General features: G+C 69.2%; 13 protein-coding genes. 6 read left to right on the plus strand and 7 right to left on the minus strand.

Annotated elements, in window-relative coordinates:
- Nucleotides 1–5: 5 nt before the first annotated feature.
- From QZY03_RS12420 to QZY03_RS12450, 7 genes are all read right to left on the minus strand, one after another.
- Nucleotides 6–1,466 carry a conjugal transfer protein TraH gene (locus QZY03_RS12420; protein WP_295581443.1) on the minus strand — a complete coding sequence of 487 codons (1,461 nt, stop codon included), beginning with the start codon at nt 1,464–1,466 and terminating at the stop codon, nt 6–8.
- A complete protein-coding gene (gene traF, locus QZY03_RS12425; protein WP_295581445.1) occupies nt 1,459–2,424 on the minus strand; it encodes a conjugal transfer protein TraF in 966 nt (321 codons plus the stop codon). Before traF ends, QZY03_RS12420 begins: the two co-directional genes overlap by 8 nt.
- On the minus strand, nt 2,411–2,905 hold the full coding sequence (locus tag QZY03_RS12430; RefSeq protein ID WP_295581447.1) for a FlhC family transcriptional regulator: 495 nt from the start codon (nt 2,903–2,905) through the stop codon (nt 2,411–2,413). Before QZY03_RS12430 ends, traF begins: the two co-directional genes overlap by 14 nt.
- Entirely contained in the window at nt 2,892–3,272 is a 381-nt protein-coding gene (locus QZY03_RS12435; RefSeq protein ID WP_295581449.1) for a hypothetical protein, read from the minus strand. Before QZY03_RS12435 ends, QZY03_RS12430 begins: the two co-directional genes overlap by 14 nt.
- Nucleotides 3,269–4,300 (minus strand): lytic transglycosylase domain-containing protein, encoded by a 1,032-nt coding sequence (locus QZY03_RS12440; protein WP_295581451.1) that lies wholly within the window; start codon nt 4,298–4,300, stop codon nt 3,269–3,271. Before QZY03_RS12440 ends, QZY03_RS12435 begins: the two co-directional genes overlap by 4 nt.
- 88 nt (nt 4,301–4,388) lie before the next feature.
- Nucleotides 4,389–4,679 (minus strand): hypothetical protein, encoded by a 291-nt coding sequence (locus QZY03_RS12445; RefSeq protein WP_295581453.1) that lies wholly within the window; start codon nt 4,677–4,679, stop codon nt 4,389–4,391.
- Nucleotides 4,669–5,661: a ParM/StbA family protein gene (locus QZY03_RS12450; protein ID WP_295581455.1), complete on the minus strand. Its 993-nt coding sequence runs from the start codon at nt 5,659–5,661 to the stop codon at nt 4,669–4,671. Before QZY03_RS12450 ends, QZY03_RS12445 begins: the two co-directional genes overlap by 11 nt.
- Nucleotides 5,662–6,435: 774 nt before the next feature.
- Here QZY03_RS12450 and mobI point away from each other — a divergent pair.
- The 6 genes from mobI (at nt 6,436) to QZY03_RS12480 (ending at nt 16,690) form a co-directional block, all read left to right on the plus strand.
- Nucleotides 6,436–7,035: a conjugative transfer protein MobI(A/C) gene (gene mobI / locus QZY03_RS12455; protein ID WP_295581457.1), complete on the plus strand. Its 600-nt coding sequence runs from the start codon at nt 6,436–6,438 to the stop codon at nt 7,033–7,035.
- Nucleotides 7,036–7,157: 122 nt separating this feature from the next.
- The gene (mobH, locus tag QZY03_RS12460) at nt 7,158–9,458 is read left to right on the plus strand and encodes a MobH family relaxase (protein WP_295581458.1); all 2,301 of its coding nucleotides are present in this window, start codon (nt 7,158–7,160) and stop codon (nt 9,456–9,458) included.
- Entirely contained in the window at nt 9,455–11,284 is a 1,830-nt protein-coding gene (traD, locus tag QZY03_RS12465; RefSeq protein ID WP_295581460.1) for a conjugative transfer system coupling protein TraD, read from the plus strand. Before mobH ends, traD begins: the two co-directional genes overlap by 4 nt.
- Nucleotides 11,281–11,688, plus strand: coding sequence for a hypothetical protein (locus QZY03_RS12470; protein ID WP_295581462.1), 408 nt, complete (start codon nt 11,281–11,283; stop codon nt 11,686–11,688). Before traD ends, QZY03_RS12470 begins: the two co-directional genes overlap by 4 nt.
- Nucleotides 11,681–12,349 (plus strand): DUF4400 domain-containing protein, encoded by a 669-nt coding sequence (locus tag QZY03_RS12475; protein WP_295581464.1) that lies wholly within the window; start codon nt 11,681–11,683, stop codon nt 12,347–12,349. The genes QZY03_RS12470 and QZY03_RS12475 overlap by 8 nt, the downstream gene beginning before the upstream one ends.
- A 414-nt stretch (nt 12,350–12,763) precedes the next feature.
- Nucleotides 12,764–16,690, plus strand: coding sequence for an NERD domain-containing protein kinase family protein (locus QZY03_RS12480; RefSeq protein WP_295581466.1), 3,927 nt, complete (start codon nt 12,764–12,766; stop codon nt 16,688–16,690).
- Nucleotides 16,691–16,742 lie beyond the last annotated feature (52 nt).

The following is a 16,742-nucleotide window of genomic DNA, read 5'->3' on the forward strand; positions in this document are numbered from 1 at the left end:
GCGACTCAGTTGGCGCTCTCAGTTCCGGAATCGGGGACCCCGGACACCATGGAACGCCCTTTCAGCAGCCCGGCCAGGTTGCCGTAATACTGCATCAGCGATTGCAGATTCCCGTGCCGCTGGGCGAGCTCGGTATACTCCTGCGCCACATCCTCCTTGGCTGCCCGGATCTGTTCGACCGCCTGTTTTGCATAGGGGCTGTCGTGGATCGCCACCGCCCCCTCGACCTGGCGGATCAGGTCGTCGATCAACAGCTTAGTCATCTCCAAGGCAATGATCGGCGACGCCTGTTCGGCGAAGGCCCGCGCGGTACCGCTGTCGTGCTGCCCGAGATTCCGGAGCATCGCCCCGACGCCATGCGGGGCCAGTTCCATGAACGCCTTCTCGGCATCGGTGAACGCCAGGTTGCCCCAGCGGAACTTCTCGACCAGGCCGACGTTCGCCGCATTGCGCGGATCGCCCAGCAGCATTCGGCTGGTGTACTGGGCCAGGCCCACCAGGGCGTCCTCGCCGACGATCTGCGGATCGAGGCAGGCGTTCACGTCGCGATCCAAACAGTCGTAGCGCTGCACGACCTGGGTGGTGCGCCGAACCGGGTCGCGCTCATGCACCCGCGGTCCCCACAGCAGATCCCGCACCGACAGCACGTTGCCGCGCAAGGGCGTAATCCGGGCCGATTCGCCGGCACCATCGGGTGCCGACTCGGCGGGACCGACAATCACGCTGCCGGTCACGCTCATGATCGCTTCGAGCAACCGGTCGTCGCCGCCCGCGAAGCGTGCCGCGACATTGCTGCGCTTGAGCGCCTGCCAGACGATGTTGCCTTGCAGGTCCGCTTGGGAGCGCTGCGCATCCGAGAGATTGGTCCGGGCCTGAGTCGCCGGACCCTGACCGGTGCTGGCAGTCCAGGTCTCGAAGATGTCGCCGATGCCCGTCGTGGCCAACGTCTGCGAGGTCTTGGCCGTCAGCGTGCCCTGGAAGGCCGAGACGGTATCGTTGACGAGGCCCTGGGCCAGTTGGCACGAGTCGGCGAAGCCCTGGTTGAGTTTCTGGAGGGTGTCCTGGAGCTTGCTCATCAGTTCGCCGGCCTCGCGCGACATGGCATTGACCGCCAACTGGAAGGCGTAGCCGGCGGCATTGGCGGCAATCGCGCGCAGTAGGGCCTGGAACTGCTCGGCGTTGATAAAGCTGAAGCTGCCCGCGTACAGGTCGATGCCGCCGCAGCCGGCCTCGAACGAGGGCGGTACGATGTGCCAGAGCGATTCGGCCGCGATCCGGTTGCGCGCCTGCAAGGACCCGCCGTCGAAGACTCCGCGCCGCTGCCCCAGGTGCGCACTGGGGGCGGTTGCGTTGGTCATGGTATTGAACAGCCGCTCGGACTGTTCGGCGATGCCGTCGGCGCGCAGGCCGCCGGCATCAAGCAGGATCCCAAGGACGAGCGGGGCGATGCGCAGCAGTCTATTCATGGATCAACTCACGCAGACGGGCGACCAGGGCGGTCGGGTCATCGGGCAATTCATCGGGGGGCACCAACAGCGCGCCGCGGGTATCAGCAGTGACCGCCCGCGTCGGACTGACCTCCGCTTCGGAGACCCAGCCCGCGGTCACGGCGGCTAGGACGAAGCGCTCCTGCAACTGGGCGAGCGAAAGGACCCCTTGGGCGACCGGCGCAAAGGCCGGGCCCTCGGGCCGGACCAGGAACAGGGCCGGGGTGGAGCGGACGCCCAAGGCGCGTGCCTGCCCGCTATCGGGACGAAAGCGGGGAAAGAACCCGCTCGGCAGCGCCTTGCCGTCCAGCGAAACGGCCAGCACCGTGAAACCGTAGCGGCTCGCCATCAGGTCCAACAGCGGGGCCTGGGCCTCGCAGTAGGGGCAGTCGGAGCGGTAGAAGAACCAGACCGCGGCCAGCTGGCCGATCCGCCTGAGCAAGGCGTCCCGCGCCTCGCCGGCGGTCTTGTTCGCCAGGTTGGCGCCGAAGGTGGCGGTCGGTCGTTGGGTGATCTCATCAAGGAAGGGGTCGCCCTGGACCACCCGCTGGGCGACGCTGGCGAACTTGGACGATTTATCCAGCACGATGCGCTGGAGATAGAAATACGCGGCCACGTTCTCCGGCGTAGGCTCATCGATGGCCCGGTCGCGGTAGCGGTCCAGGTGCTCGCGCATCCACGCGGCCGAGAGCGGCGGCGGTGGAGCGGCGACTGAGACCGGGGTGGCCTCGGGGACCGAAGCAACCGGTGGAGCAGGGGGCTCGGCCGCCGGCGCGGGATCGACCGGCTCGGCGGGCAGTACCGGCTTGGGGTCACGGTACCAGAACCAGCCCTCGCCCTTGCGCTCATAGAACCGCCCGGGCTCGGCCAAGGCTCCCGCCGCGACCAGCAGCCCCAGCCCAACGGCAATGACCTGACGGGGACTAGGCGCGGACATAGAGTGCACAGATCGGGCAGCGCAGGCCCAGCGACCCGGTGTGCATCAGGAGATACTGCACGTCGCACCGCGGGCAGCGCGAGAAGCTCGCCTGGCCGCTGCGCAGGTCGCTGGCCACGGCCCAGGCCAGGTTGATGGGGAGCAAGGGCCGCGATCCTCCCGGCAGCAGCGCCAGGTAGAGATCATAGGCATCCGTCAGGGCGAGGTAGTCGATGGCCTGGTCGAGGACCGGCCCCTGGCGCGCCAGGTAGAGGCGCGCGAACAGCGACGCATGGGCCTGTTGGCCGCGGGTCTTCGCCACCGTCCCGACGCTGTTGGCCAGCGGCCCGCCGCGCGGCGGGCGCTCATGGATCTCCCGGTACAGTCGGCGTAGCGTCTCCAAGCGCACCGCGGTGGCGGCATGGACGATCGACAGCTTGGTGTGGTGGCCGATCAGCCGGATCGCCAAGGCGAAGCGGTGATGACGCTCAAGCGTGCTCATAGCGTTCGCCCTCGACCGCTTTCAGCACTGTATGCAGCCCGACGACCGCGGCGCAGTCGCCATCCTTGATGCCCGCGCGTCCGGGATGCTGACCGCAGGCACGCTCCAGCGCCCGTGGCGGGACCCGGACCGCGAAGGCGCACACCGGCAGCTTCGCGAGGGCCATGACCTCATCGACGCTGGCCGTCGCGAGCCACTGCCCAAGGGTCGGCGGGACCCCGAACGCGGTCACCGCGTACTGGACGTTGTCACGGGCGGCATCGCGCGCCGCCAGGAAAAAGGTGAGGTTGACCCGCTCGATCGCTGCGCTGTGCGGCTGGATGGCGACGGCGTGGGGGGTGGCGATCGTCTGTGCAGTCACGTTCATCGATAGCCCTCGCGCGCCGCCAGGACGCGCGGCACATAGCGTTGGGTCTCCGGGTATGGCGGGACCCGGCCGTAGCGGATCACCGCGCGTTCCCCGGCGTTGTAGCCGGCGGCCACCAGAGCCGGATCGCCGTCGAACAGTTCCGCCAGATCGCGCAGATAGCGCACCCCGGCCTCGATGTTCTGACCTAGGTCCCGCGGGTTGGCCCCGTAGCGTGCGGCGGTGCCGGGCATCAACTGCATGACGCCGCGCGCCCCTTTGGGCGACACGGCCGCGTGGCGGAAACCGCTCTCGGCCTGGGCGATGGCGAGCGCGAAGGCCGGGTCGATCCCGTGGCGGACGGCCGCGGCCCGGACCATGCCGACGATCGGGTCGGTCTCCGCTGCCGCGGGCCGAACGCCGGTGTAGGTTCGAATTGCCACGGTCCCGCGCGCTGGCCCGGCATCGTCCAGGGCGGCGGCGATGGCGAGGACCCGTCGGCCAAGGGTCCGTGCCGCGGTCGGATCGTTCGGATGGGCCACACGCCCGACCGCCAGTGCCGGGTCCTGCGGGGCCGCGCGCAACCGCTCGGCCAGGGCTGCCGCGGCGCGGCGCAGATTCGTCGTCGGGTCCAGCAGACCGGCTGCCGCGGCGCCAGGCCGCATGTGCACGAGGAGTCCCGTCATGCCGACGCCAAGCTCGGTGTGTTGATCGAAGCGCGCCATCGCGGCCTCGGCCTCGGCGCGGCTGGCGTACTGTCGCGGTGTCTCGCCGATGATCAGGGTCCAGGGCCAGGGGGCGGCGGTCCGGTCCTCCCCGATCTTGCCGCTGCGCGTCAGCGCGAGCGCATACAAGAGTCCCGGAGCGATCCCCTCCCGGTGTGCGGCCTGCTCCCACGGGGTACCGTCGAAGCGAATCGGCGGTGAAGTAGCCGTATCGGTGCGCGCGGTCGCAATGGGCGCTGCTGACAGCCAGGCAAGCATGACGATGAACATCGCAAGTAATCGGGACAGGCGGTCGATGATACCGCCTTTTTCGGTGAATGACATGATGCGGAACCGTATTCGTGAGTGCATAAGCGAGCGCTAATAAGGCGCGCAGCACTCTATTGCACCGAGGGCTATATGGCCGAGCGTGCTATTCATCGGGAGCCACGCAATTCAATAGCCGCAGACGCCGCGACAATTGTGGGTCGGAAGTCGGCGGCGATTCCGGCGGTGGAGCCAGTGCGATTTCCGGTCGATGGGCCGTGCCGACCCCGCCGCGCAGCACGGCCAGGCCGATCAAGGCGAGCGAGCGCAGCCGCTCGGCGCGGTAGCGCGGCCCGACGGCGCTCAAGTCGTCGATCAGTTCGCGTTGCGCCGGGTGGATGTTGACGATCACCCGGCGCACCGGGTCGAGCGGCTCGGCGTGGGCCTCAGCGGGCATGATGGAAGAACCCCCGGACGTTCGCCGCCACCGGGTCGGCGGCCACCACCACGGCGGCACCCGGGAAGAGACTACCGACCGACGCGCCGTAGAGTTCCCCTCCGCCGCCCGCGAGCAGCACCAGATCGACGCTCGCCTCTTCCCGGCGCAGTGACTGGCGCAGGGCCTCCAGGGCGACGCCCGCCACGTCGCGGGCGATCAGCGTCAGCACCGGTGCCAGGTCGACCGCGCGCCCGGCCTGAAAGAAGAGTGTGCGGCCCGCGCGCACCGCCGCCTCCAGGGCCAGCGGGGCAGGTTTGCCGCCATGGACCGCGGCCAGATGGCGGGCGGCCCGCTCCAAGAGTACCGACATCGCCTCCAGGCTGGTGCCCGACGCCGAGCGGCGCAGTTCCCCGCGCACCACCAGCGCCCAATCGAAGGAGTAGAAGCCGGCATCCAGGACCAAGACGCTCCCGGTCTCGATCCGTTCCAGGAGCCCCGGTTCCTGGGCCGACCACACCAGATCCAAGTAGGCGCCCACCGGTTGGGCGATGACCCGGACCCGCGCCACCTCGATCGGACCGGCGTCCGTGTGGTGGGTCCCCAGGATCGCCTGCCGCAGCGCCTCGCACCGCCGCGGATCGTTCGCCTGGCCGACCGGCAGGCCGGTGACCACGGTGTCGAGCTGGCGCTCGCCGGTCAGCACCAGCGCTGTGGCGACCAGCGCACGATAGGCGTCGCTGCTCGCATAGTCCTCGTGCAGCGACCGCACCCAGCCGTCCAGTCGTGCCGGTTCGATCCCCGCCGCCCAGCGGCGCCCCCGGACATCGACCAGGATCGGCACTGCCTCAGCGTTGGCCCGCTCCTCGCGGATGCATTCGCCCAGGCGGTCGGCGGGCGCCGCTCCGGCCGGCCGTACGCGCACCCGTGGCTCAGCCCCGCGCTGCCCCACGGCGATCTTCAGGTTCGAATAGCCGATGTCGATGGCGGCCACAGCAGACATGGATGCTCCCCAAGGTGCACGGGTGGTATTGGTGAAGTCGCGTCCCTATTCAATTGCCGGTCAGGGACGGTTGGTATGGCGATCCTGATGCGCGACAGGTCTGCGCGCGGGCTTTACGCCGATGCAGAGGATGGCTCGCGCGACTGGCCAACGCGAGCGTTCAACGTGCGCTTTTTCTGGCGGAATGCGGGAGGATATGGAGCGACTTGAGTCAACGCCGTGGGCTGCGCTAGACTCGGTGGCTCATGGGGCCAACTGTGTGATTGGCCTACGGTCGGTCGACACAGGTCGTTGATCCAGCTTGGGGGAGGCTAGTTCGGCAGATGCGGGGACCACACGATTCGCCCCATGAGCCGACTCGGTTTGCGTGGGTAAACGGACCCCGCCGATTTTTGTATAGGAAAACGGGGTCTGCCGCAACCTCCAATAAGCGCTTGCCCGCAATAAGAAAGTGCGCCATGGGCGAACGGGGGCGGATGAAAACGGTATGGGTAAACGGGGGTGCGGAAAAAGCATCGCGTGCACGCCCATCCCGTGCATGGGTAAACGGACCCAGGCCGTCGCTGTATGGGTAAACGCACTGTCGGGAAGACCGCGGCAAGCTCCTGTCTAAACAGGTAAAAATTCCTTGGAAAAGGGTTGGTTGATGCGCATCGGGGAAACGGACCCCCGCAATATGCCAACGGGTGCGAGATCGTGCGAGCGGCCCCCAATCGAGAAATCGAGGGGTCCGTTTCACCAAAGATAATTTAGTGAAAACGAGGGGGTCCAAAAATGCAGGGCGGGCAGGGCGCGTCAGCGCAAACTGGGAAGCCAGGCCGACACGCGGACGGCGTTGCCGACCGCTGGGACGACCAGGGCGGCGATCCGCTGGAGCTGGACGCCGACGACCAGGACGTGGCCGCCGCCGTGGACCGCTGGGTCAGGCAGCGGTTGGACGCCCTGCGCGCGCAGGCCGAGTCGGTGCGGGCGCAGTTCGAGTCGCGGCTGCGCGCCGAAGCCCAAACGCGGGACCGGAGCGAGCGGGGGCGGATCGGACTGCGGGTGCGCGAACAAGCCAGTCCACCGGCCACGCCCGGCGCTTTCACCATCGAGTGGTGTACCTACCGCTTCACCCGCCAGGCCGACGGCAACGCCTGCTTCACGAATTACATCCCGAAGGGCGACGGGGACCGGTACCCGAAGAGCGCCTTCCGGGGCAAGCTGCGCAACTGGCAGCGGCCAATTGTCGATTCCGCTGAGACGCGGCTGGCGGCAATCCGGCGGGCGGCCCGCCATGTCGCCCAGGTGCGCACCCAACTGCGCCTGGCGGTGCGCGTCGAGCAGGCGCTGCCGGAGCTGCTGCGCGAGGATGGGGAGTCGGGGGCGGACTGACGCGAGCGCACCCTGGGACCTGATCCAGTCCCGGCTGCCGGGCACCGACCTCCCGCAAACCGCCACACAAACGTCACCTTGGGGCCTCACGCCGGGCCGTCCTCACCGGCATCATGAGCGGCATGTTCGCCTTCCTCCGCCGCCTGACGACTCGCGCCTCGCCCGCACCTGCTGCCCAACCGGCGCCGGGCGCGCCGGCCGTGCCCGCGCCGGTGCGGCCGGAAATCCCGCGCTACCCGCCGTTCCTCCAGGGCCTCCCGGTCGTCCCATCCGTCGACCTGCTGGCCACCCAGGACGAACTGATCGGCAGGCTCCGTCACGGCATCGGCTGCACCCCGGAGTTCTTCGCGATCCATGTGCTTCCGGTGGTGGACCGCTACGCTGCCTTCGTCCACCTGCTGCCGGCCTCCGAGGCGCACCACCACCGCGGTGCCGGCGGGCTGCTGCACCACGGGCTCGAAGTCGCCTTCCTCGCCGGTCAGGCGAGTCACGGCAAGGTGTTCGCCTACGACCGCGAGCCCAAGGTGCGGCGCGTCCATGAGCCCCTGTGGCGCCTGGCCGCCGCGTTGGCGGGGCTCTGTCACGATATCGGCAAGCCGGTCTCCGACCTCTCGGTCACCGACCGCGAGGGGACCCGCACGTGGTCGCCGATGCAGGAGACCATCGCCGCCTGGGCCGCCGGCCACGGTATCGACAGCTATTTCCTGCACTGGCGCGACCGCCGCCACAACCGCCACGAATCGGCCGGAATGATGGCGCTGGAGCGGGTCCTGGGTCCGGCCACCATCGCGATGCTCTACCAGGCCGACCCCGAGATCATGAACGCCCTGATCGATGCGGTGGCGGGCCAGAACGAAGGCGCGACTCTCAGCCAGTTGGTCACCGACGCCGACCGCGCCAGTGTTGAGCGCGACCTCAAGACCAACCGTATCGACCCGCAGGCGACCGCGCTCGGGGTGCCCATCGAGCGCTACCTGCTCGACGCCATGGCCCGCCTGGTGCGCACCGGCGCCTGGCGCATCAACATCCCCGGCGCCCGCCTGTGGATGTTGCAAGAGGGTCTGCACGTCGTCTGGCCCCAGGGCGGCGACGAGATCGTCGGCCTGCTCGCCGCGGATCGCGTCCCCGGCATCCCGCGGCATCCCGATACCCTGGCGGACCTGCTGCTCGAGCGCGGCTATGCCACTGCACCGGACGACGGCGATGGGGTGCGCCGCTACTGGCGCCTGGCCCCGGCGCTGCTGGCGCGCGAGGGCAAGCCGGTCGTGCTTAGCTTGTTGCGTCTGGCGTCGCCGAGCTTGGTGCTCTCCGGGCCGGCGCCGGCCGCGGTGGACCTGCATTCCGAAAGTCCGGTGCGCGTCGCGGTACCGGGGTTCGGTCACGTCGAAATCCAGGGTCACCCGGGTCTTCGGCCGCGAGCAGTCTCTCAGCCCTTCCTGCTGGACGAGACTCCCCAAGACGACCCAAACACCGCCGGCCTGGACCCGGCGCGGTCGGAGCACGACGGCGAACTGGTCGCAGCGATTCAGGTTGCCCGGATTCCGTCGACCACGGACAAGGAAACGCCCGCGGCGCAATCCGGTCAGCGCCGAAACCAACACGGTGACGACGGGGCGGGCTCAGCCCCAATGTCGGCGGCATCCCGCGCCGTCCAGGCCGTGGCGGCGCCGCAAGACGACCCACGGACGCTGGCTCTGGCCTGGTTCCAATCCCGCCGCCCCGGCGCGGGTGCCCGCCTGCTGCTCGCTCTGGCCGAGGCGATCCGCACCGGGGCGCGCGAACCGGAGTCGGTGCTGTATGTGGCGGGCAGCCAGGTCTGGGTTCGCGTCCCCGCGGGTCTGGACGGCTTCGGCGCCGCCGTCGAGGTCCAGATCGACGCCCTGTGGGACGACGATCTGTTGGCGGTCGATATCCTCAAGCCCTACCTGCGCGTGCGCGAGATCGACGGCATCCGCGGGGTCGCGCTCAAGGCCGAGCCGAGCGGCCACTTCCTCGCCCTGGTGCCGGCCGCGGCCCTTGAGCATTGCACGCAGGAGGCGTCAATGGCGATCAGCCCGGCCGCCGCAGCGTCCACCGCTGCGCCGGCCACGGTGGACCAGCCAAAGCCACCGGCGCGCCGTCGCAGGCCGACATCCAACACCGCAGCCGCATCGCCCCGTCCCAGTCCGACCACGACCAGCCCGAGCGCCAAGCCCAGTCCCAGCGCCGTCGCCGATGCCCTGCTCGCCCAGGTTCGAGAAGAGCACGCCCGTACGACCGCCGGACCGGACGGCGAGCGTACGGTCATCGTCCTGACGCGCGCCGACATCGCCGCCGCCGCCCAAGCCGCCGGCCTCCAACCCCAATCCATCCGCCGCGCCCTGATGGGCCGACCGGGCTGCACCGTGACTGCGGATGCGGGGGTCGAGATCGCAATCCCATGAGTGAGACCTACGCCAACCCTTGGCGCCCCAACTACGAGGCCCGCGTCTGCCTGCTCTGGCTCGGTGTGGCCGCGTTCGCCTGGGGCACCGTCGACCTGTGGCGCCTGCACGCGGGCGCCTTCCACTGGCTGGCGATCCTTGCCTTGGTCATGGCCCTGATCTGGCTCCCCAGCGCCCTGAGTCTCGCTAGCAGGCATGGGTGGTTGCGAGGTCACCCGCTGGGATTCATCGCCCCGGCAGATTTCACCGCACGGATGCCTGGCTGGGTTGGCGACCTGTGGCTCGGCTGGGGCTTCGACTGGCTTCCCGCCCATACCCAACTGGCCCTGGACCTGATGCGCGCCGGTCCGGAGCGCTTCGCCCGGCGTCAGCCCAAGAGCATGGGCGCGACCTGGCTGCATGGCCTGGGCGGACGCGACCGCGACGTCCGGGTCCCGCTGGAGCACATCGAGGGGCACCTGCTGGTGGTCGGGACCACCGGCGCCGGCAAGACGCGGTTGTTCGACCTGCTGGTCACCCAGGCGGTGCTGCGCGGCGAGGCGGTGGTGATCATCGACCCCAAGGGCGACCAGGACCTGCGCCACACCGCGCAACGCGCCTGCGCCTTGGCCGGGATCCCTGGGCGCTTCGTCTCCTTCCACCCGGCCTTCCCCGGCGAGTCGGTCCGCATCGACCCGCTGCACAGTTTCAACCGGGCCACCGAACTGGCGAGCCGCATCGCCGCCCTGATCCCGAGCGAGACCGGCAACGACCCCTTCAAGGCGTTCGGCCAGATGGCCCTGTCCAATGTCGTCCAGGGCCTGCTCGCGGTGGACGAGCGTCCGAGCCTGGTCAGCCTGCGTCACTACCTGGAAGGCGGGGCCGAGGCCTTGGTCGAGCGCGCCCTGCGGCGGTACTTCACCGACTGCCGGCCCGGCTGGGAGGACCAAGCGGACGGGTTGCTGGCACGCGCCCGCACCGGAGATGCACGGGTCAAGGCCCTGGTGCGCTTCTACCGCGAGCGCGTGAGCCCCGAGCATCCCTCGACCGTGATGGACGGGCTGATCGGACTCTTCGAGCACGAACAGGTGCACTTCTCCAAGATGATCGCCAGCCTGATGCCGATCCTGAACATGCTGACCGCCGGGGACCTGCAAGGGCTGCTGTCGCCGGACGCTGCGACGCCCGCGGACGGGCGCCGACTGGCCTCCATGGCCGGGGTCATCGCGGCCGGCGAGGTGCTCTACGTGGGGCTGGATGCACTCTCCGACACCATGGTCGGCAGCGCCATCGGGTCGATCCTGATCGCCGACCTGGCCGCGGTGGCGGGCGACCGCTACAACCACCAGGGGCGTCCCAGTCCGGTCAACGTCTTCATCGACGAGGCGGCAGAGGTGGTCAACGACCCCTTCATCCAACTGCTCAACAAGGGCCGCGGTGCCGGTCTGCGCCTGACCATCGCCACCCAGACCTTCGCCGACTTCGCCGCCCGCACCGGCAGCGAGGCCAAAGCGCGCCAGGTCCTGGGGAACATCAACAACCTGATCGCCCTGCGCGTGCTCGATGCCGAGACCCAGGAGTATGTGGCCGAGAGCCTGCCCAAGGCGCGCGTGGTGACCATCATGCGCGCCCACGGCAGTACCACCGATTCGACCAACCCGGTGCTCTACACCGGCAACACCGGCGAGCGGCTGGTCGAGGAAGAGGTCGAGCTGTTCGCGCCGGCCCTGCTGGGGCAGTTGCCGAACTTCGAGTATGTCGCGAAGCTTTCCGGCGGACGGATCGTCAAGGGGCGGCTGCCGATTCTGGGCGCGCCGCGTGCCCCGCGGAGCGCGCCGGCCCAATGACACCCCGGACGCGACCCAAGAACCTGCTGCTCGCCGTCCTGACCAAACGCACGGACCGCGAGGCCCTGGTGCAGGCGGAGATCGACTGGCCGGACAGCCGCGGCCTGCTGGAGCGACTGGCCACCGCCCTGCGCGCGCGTCATGCCGCGGACGACATCCTGTACGCGCGCATCGCAACCATCACCGCCGGCGGGCTCGCCGCCCACCGTGCCGCCCGCAAGGCACAGGTTCCCGACCGCGAGCGCTTCGCGGCCTTCGTCCAGGGGATCGCGAATGGCCTCGACCCGTCCGAGCAGCCGCTGCTGGTCGAATCGATGACGGCCGCCCAGCGCCGCATCCTGAGCGCCCGGCTCGGTGCGGCGCCCTCCGAGTCAGCCTTCCCGCCGGAGACCACCGATGCTTGACGACAGCCACGAGGGCAGAGAAGGCAAAGGCGTCTGGCTGTGGACCATCGCCTCGGGCCTGATCCTGTTCGTGATGGAGTTCATCCTGTTCGCTGCCCTGGTGCCGACCGACTGGGCGCGGCAGGTCAGTGCCCGAGAATTGGCGTCCCTGGTGGACACGGTGGGACCCGACACCACCGCTGCCATTGTCGCCCGCGCGGCCGGGTGGTATGAGGCCCTCTTCATCCGCACCGGCCTGCACACGGCGAGCTACCAGATTCTGCTACCGGGTCCCGATACCGGTGGGGCGGGGCTCGCGAAGCTCGCCGACAGTCCCTTTTGGGCATGGCTCGCCGGGCGGCTGACCGTCGTCTGGTGGTCCCTCGGCCAGGCGTGTCAGCGGCTCGCGGTGTTGCTCTCGTGGTGGCCGTTGCTCGGTCTCCTGGCGCTTGCTGCATGGGGCGATGGCTGGCTGCGGCGGCGCATCCGGCAGTGCTCCTTCGCCTATGCCAGTCCGCTGACCCATCATCTGGCGTTGCGGGTCGTGCTGTGGCTGGTCATCGGGGCACTGCTGCTGCTCGTGGCGCCGGTGCCGTTGCCGGCCCTGGGTGTGCCTGTGGTCGGCGCGGCCATTGCCTTGCTGCTGGGGCTGGCCCTGGCCAATACGCAGAAGCGGCTGTAGGGTCGGTCAGGGGTCGCCTAGCGACTGGACGGCTGAAGACACCAGATTGAGGAGCCTGAGACTTGGCGTCCGCTTGGGCAGGTCTCGGCCAATTGCGGTCATTGAGCGCGGTCCGGCGACCGTCTGGAGGACCGCGTAAAGCAGCCGACTGAACCGTGCCCAGGGCGTGATCGCCCCCTGCACTCCGCCTTGCTCACTCCATTGCGGCGGATGCCGCCAGGGCGCGCGTATTGGGTGCCAACCCCCAAGCACCGACCGGGCCCTGGCAGTGACCCGCCGCCTGCTCTCCCAGCGAACCTGTGACACCCCACGCACCCTATTCCGAACACCTTTGCTCCCACCTTAGACTCCTGATAGTGTTGACCCTCGCCAGAAATCTGATCCAGGATGCAAAGGAAATAGGGAGGCAAAGAGATGGTTCGTCATATCCCCTGCGGAACTTTCGTCAACGAAAGCGAACGCATCGCCTGCGAGCGGTTGCGGGCCAAGCTCCAGGGCGCCGAAGGCGATTGGATCATCCTCTCCAACCTGAGTCACGCCCAACACACCGGTGCCCGCGCGGACGAGATCGACCTCGTCGTCATCGGCCCGCCCGGCGTCTGCACCGTCGAGGTCAAGCACTGGGACGCGGCCTTCCTGCGCAAGGACTCGCTGACCGTCGACCACGAGGCCGACCGCATCGACACCAAGGCCAAGCGGATCGCCGGCCGGCTGCGCACCGGCCTGGATGTCGGTTTCGTCGCGGGTAAGTTGCTGCTGACCAAGGGAGATCTCCGCTTCCCGTCCGACCGGCGACCCAAGCCGCGCGGTATCCCGGTGTTCGGACTGCCGGAGTGGCAGGAACTGCTCAACGTCGGCGGCGGCCAAGGCCTGTCACCCGAGCAGATCGCCATGGCGGCCCGCCTGCTGGAGCCGCGGGTCAAGGTCGCCCTCGACGGCGATCTGCGCCGCTTTGCCGGGCTCATCAACCTGGAGCGGCTGTCAGCACCCGCCGACGCCTTCCATCGCATCTATCGCGGCCAGCACCCCACCCGGCGCGATCGCGTCATCCTGCACCTGTACGACCTGTCGGCGAGCGACGACAAGGACGCTCTTACGCTCGCGCGGCGCGAATTCGACAGCATCCAGCGCTGGCAGAAGGCCCAGTTCATCCCGAGCCTGCTGGACTCCTTCCAAGAGGCCGAGGGCTATCCCGGCGAGTTGCACTTCTTCTCGCTGGTGGACCCCGCGGCCCCGAGCCTGCGCGAACGGCAGGCCGATTCCGGCTGGGACCCGCCGGCCAGGCTCGCCTATGCCCGTGCCGCCGTCGCCGCCCTGCAGGAATTCCATCGCCCACAGGACCCGCAGGTGGGACCGGCTTTGCACCGGCAGTTGACGCCGCGCAGCCTGCGGGTGCGACACAACAATCAGCCGCTCTTTACCGAGCTCAACCTGACGCGGTTGCAGGATGCCGTCACCGTGGCGCCAACACGGCTCGACTGCGGCGAGCTGACGCCCTTTTTCGCCCCGGAGGTGTGCGCGGGTGGTCTCGGCGTTGCCGATACCCGCTCCGACACCTTTGGCCTGTGCGCGTCACTGCTGCTGCTGTTCGACGGGACCGATCCTCTCTCCCGCGGCATCGCGCCCGTGCTGGAGGTCGGTTGTGCCCCGGCCCCGGCGGATCGCGCGACGCTGGACGCGGTCGCGGCCCGGCTTGCGGCTCTCGCCGAGGTCCCGGAGGCCCGCACGGATCTGGCGCCAAGCCTGCCGCCCGCCGAGTATTGGGACGAGGACACCGTGGTCCCGTTCCAGCAGTCGCGCTACAAGATCCTTGGCCGACTAGGGCAAGGCGGTGTCGGCCAGACCTTCAAGGTCGTCGAACTGGACCAGGGGTCGGACGAGCGCTTCGGCACCTATGTGGCCAAGTTGGTCCGTCACGCGGAAGACGGTAAGGCCGCCATTCACGCCTACCGGCTGGCCCGCGCCTACACCACGCATCCCCACCTGTCCGCCATCCACGAGTACGCCGCCGAGTGGGAACAGGATCGCTTTGTGGCTCTGCTCAAATGGGTGGAAGGCACACCCTTGCACGACCTCGCCGGGGTGCTGCCGATCCTCGCCGAGGACCTGGGTGAGGCGTCCGACGAGGCCCTCGCGCGGCGTTGGCTGCGCCAGATCTGCACCGGGCTCGATGCGCTGCATCGGGTGGGGCTGGTCCATGGCGATGTCAGCCCGCGCAATATCATCGTCGGCGGCGGCAATGCCGTGCTTACCGACTACGACACCGTTGCCCGCACCGGTCAGATACCGCGGGGCGGTACCTTGCCTTACGCGAGCCCGGCGGTGCAGTCACGCGCCCCCATCACCCCCGCCGACGACCTCTATGCGCTGGCCGCAAGCCTGTTCCAGGCCCTCACCGAACGCGACCCCTTCACCCATGGCCCCGAACGACGCAAGGACCTGGGCCTCTGCTGGGACAGCATCGACGGCCTGACGCGCCTGCGTCCGTTCCTCGATCAAGCGACCGACCCCGACCCTGGCCGCCGCTTTCGGGACGCCGCCGAGGCCCTGACCATCCTGGATGCACTGGAGGCGGAGACGGCCGACGATCCAAGCAGCGGCATCCCAACCCGGCCGACGGCTGCCGAGCCCCCGCCGCCGCCCTTGTCCGCCAACACCAATCCCTGGCTGGACGAACTGCTGCGCACCTACCCCGGCTCCCGTCACGGGGTGCGCGAAACCCGCGGCCTGGACTCGGCGTTTGCGATCTCGACCTATGTGGAGACCCGGCTCGATCAGGTGTTGTTCGACGACATCGAGGCGGGGCGCGTCAACCTCGTGATCCTGTTCGGCAACGCCGGCGACGGCAAGACCGCCTTCCTGCAACACCTGGCCCGCCGCCTGGGCCTCGGCGAGATCCATTCCTCCCGCCGGGTCTGGGAGACCGACCTCGCCGACGGCCGCCGCGTCATGGTCAATCTGGACGGCGCCGCCGCCTGGCAAGGCCGCGATGCCAACGCGCTACTCGACGACCTGTTCGCGCCCTTCCAGGTCCCGGACTTCCCGCGGGATCGCGTCCACATCGTCGCCGTCAACAACGGCAAGCTCCTGGAGTGGATCGAGACCCGCCCGGCCGAGACCTGGCTCACCCGTTCACTACGCCAGGTGCTGCTGTGTGACGTACCGGCACCCGAGGCACGGTTTCGGCTCATCGACTTGAATCGCCGCTCACTGGTTGGCGGCATCGACGCCGATCGACAAGGGCTCAGCGCCGACTTTCTGGGGGCACTGATCGACCGGCTCGTCGGTACCCAGCACGCGCCCGACCCCTGGCAGCCCTGTGCGACTTGTACCGCCAGCGGTCGCTGCACCGCCTGGAACTCGGTTCAGACCCTGCGCGACGCGGCGAGCGGTCCCCGCCTGCGCAACCGTCTCACCGAACTGTTCCAGGCCTGTCATCAGCGAGGCGAGGTCCACATCACCGCCCGCGAGTTGCGGGCGGCCCTGTCCTATTGTCTCTTCGGTCTCGACGACTGCGCCGACCTGCACCAGGACCCCGACCGTCGCCCGGTGCCCTTCTGGCACCGCGCCTTTGACGCCGGCTCCGACCAGCGCCAGGGCGAACTGCTCGCCGAGATGGCCCGCTTCGACCCGGCCCTGGAGGCCGACCCCGCTATCGACCGTGTGTTGCTGCGCCAGGATGCGGCCGTCGGTGGCCCCGACCGGCTCCGCGAGGCCCGCCGCCGCGCCTGGCTGCGGCGCCCGGACCCAGCCCCCAACCAGGATGAAGACGACGGCGTGCGGCTCAGTCACGGCCGCCATCTCGCCCGCTTTCGCGATCTGCCGCTGCTTCCGCCCTCGGACCAGGACGCCACGCTACGCGACCTGTGCTTAGGTATCGCCCGCCTGGAGGACCTCCCCGCGCTCGCCTTCGTCCCCGACAACCTGGCCCGCGGCGTGCCGCTGCGCATCACCCCACGCACACCCACCGAAAGCGCCTTCTGGGTGGTCAAGCCCTGGGACCGGTTCAGCCTCGAACCCGCGCTGCCGCTGGCGGCCGATGGACTGGAGCGCCTGCATACCCATTTGCACCTGACTTACCGGTATGCGCAAGGCGGCACTGAGACCCTGATTATCGGTCTGGAGATCTTCCATCTGCTGCTGGAACTGAAGGACGGCACCCAACTCTCCGGGGTCGGCGAAGAGGGCGTTTTCGCCAATCTGGAGATCTTCACCCAGCGCCTGGCGAGCGAAGACGCCCGCGAGTTGCACGGCTGGCATCCCAGTGACGAGCAGGGGCTGTTCCGGGTGCGCGTCGTACCACGCGAGGGGTGGCAGGTGCTGGTGCGGGAGATGCTGTGAGCGGCGATACTTGTCCATATGCCCGGTCGCGCCAGGCTGAGCGCTTTACATC

Source organism: uncultured Lamprocystis sp. (assembly GCF_903933125.1).
In the GTDB taxonomy this organism is placed as follows: Bacteria; Pseudomonadota; Gammaproteobacteria; order Chromatiales; family Chromatiaceae; genus Thiodictyon.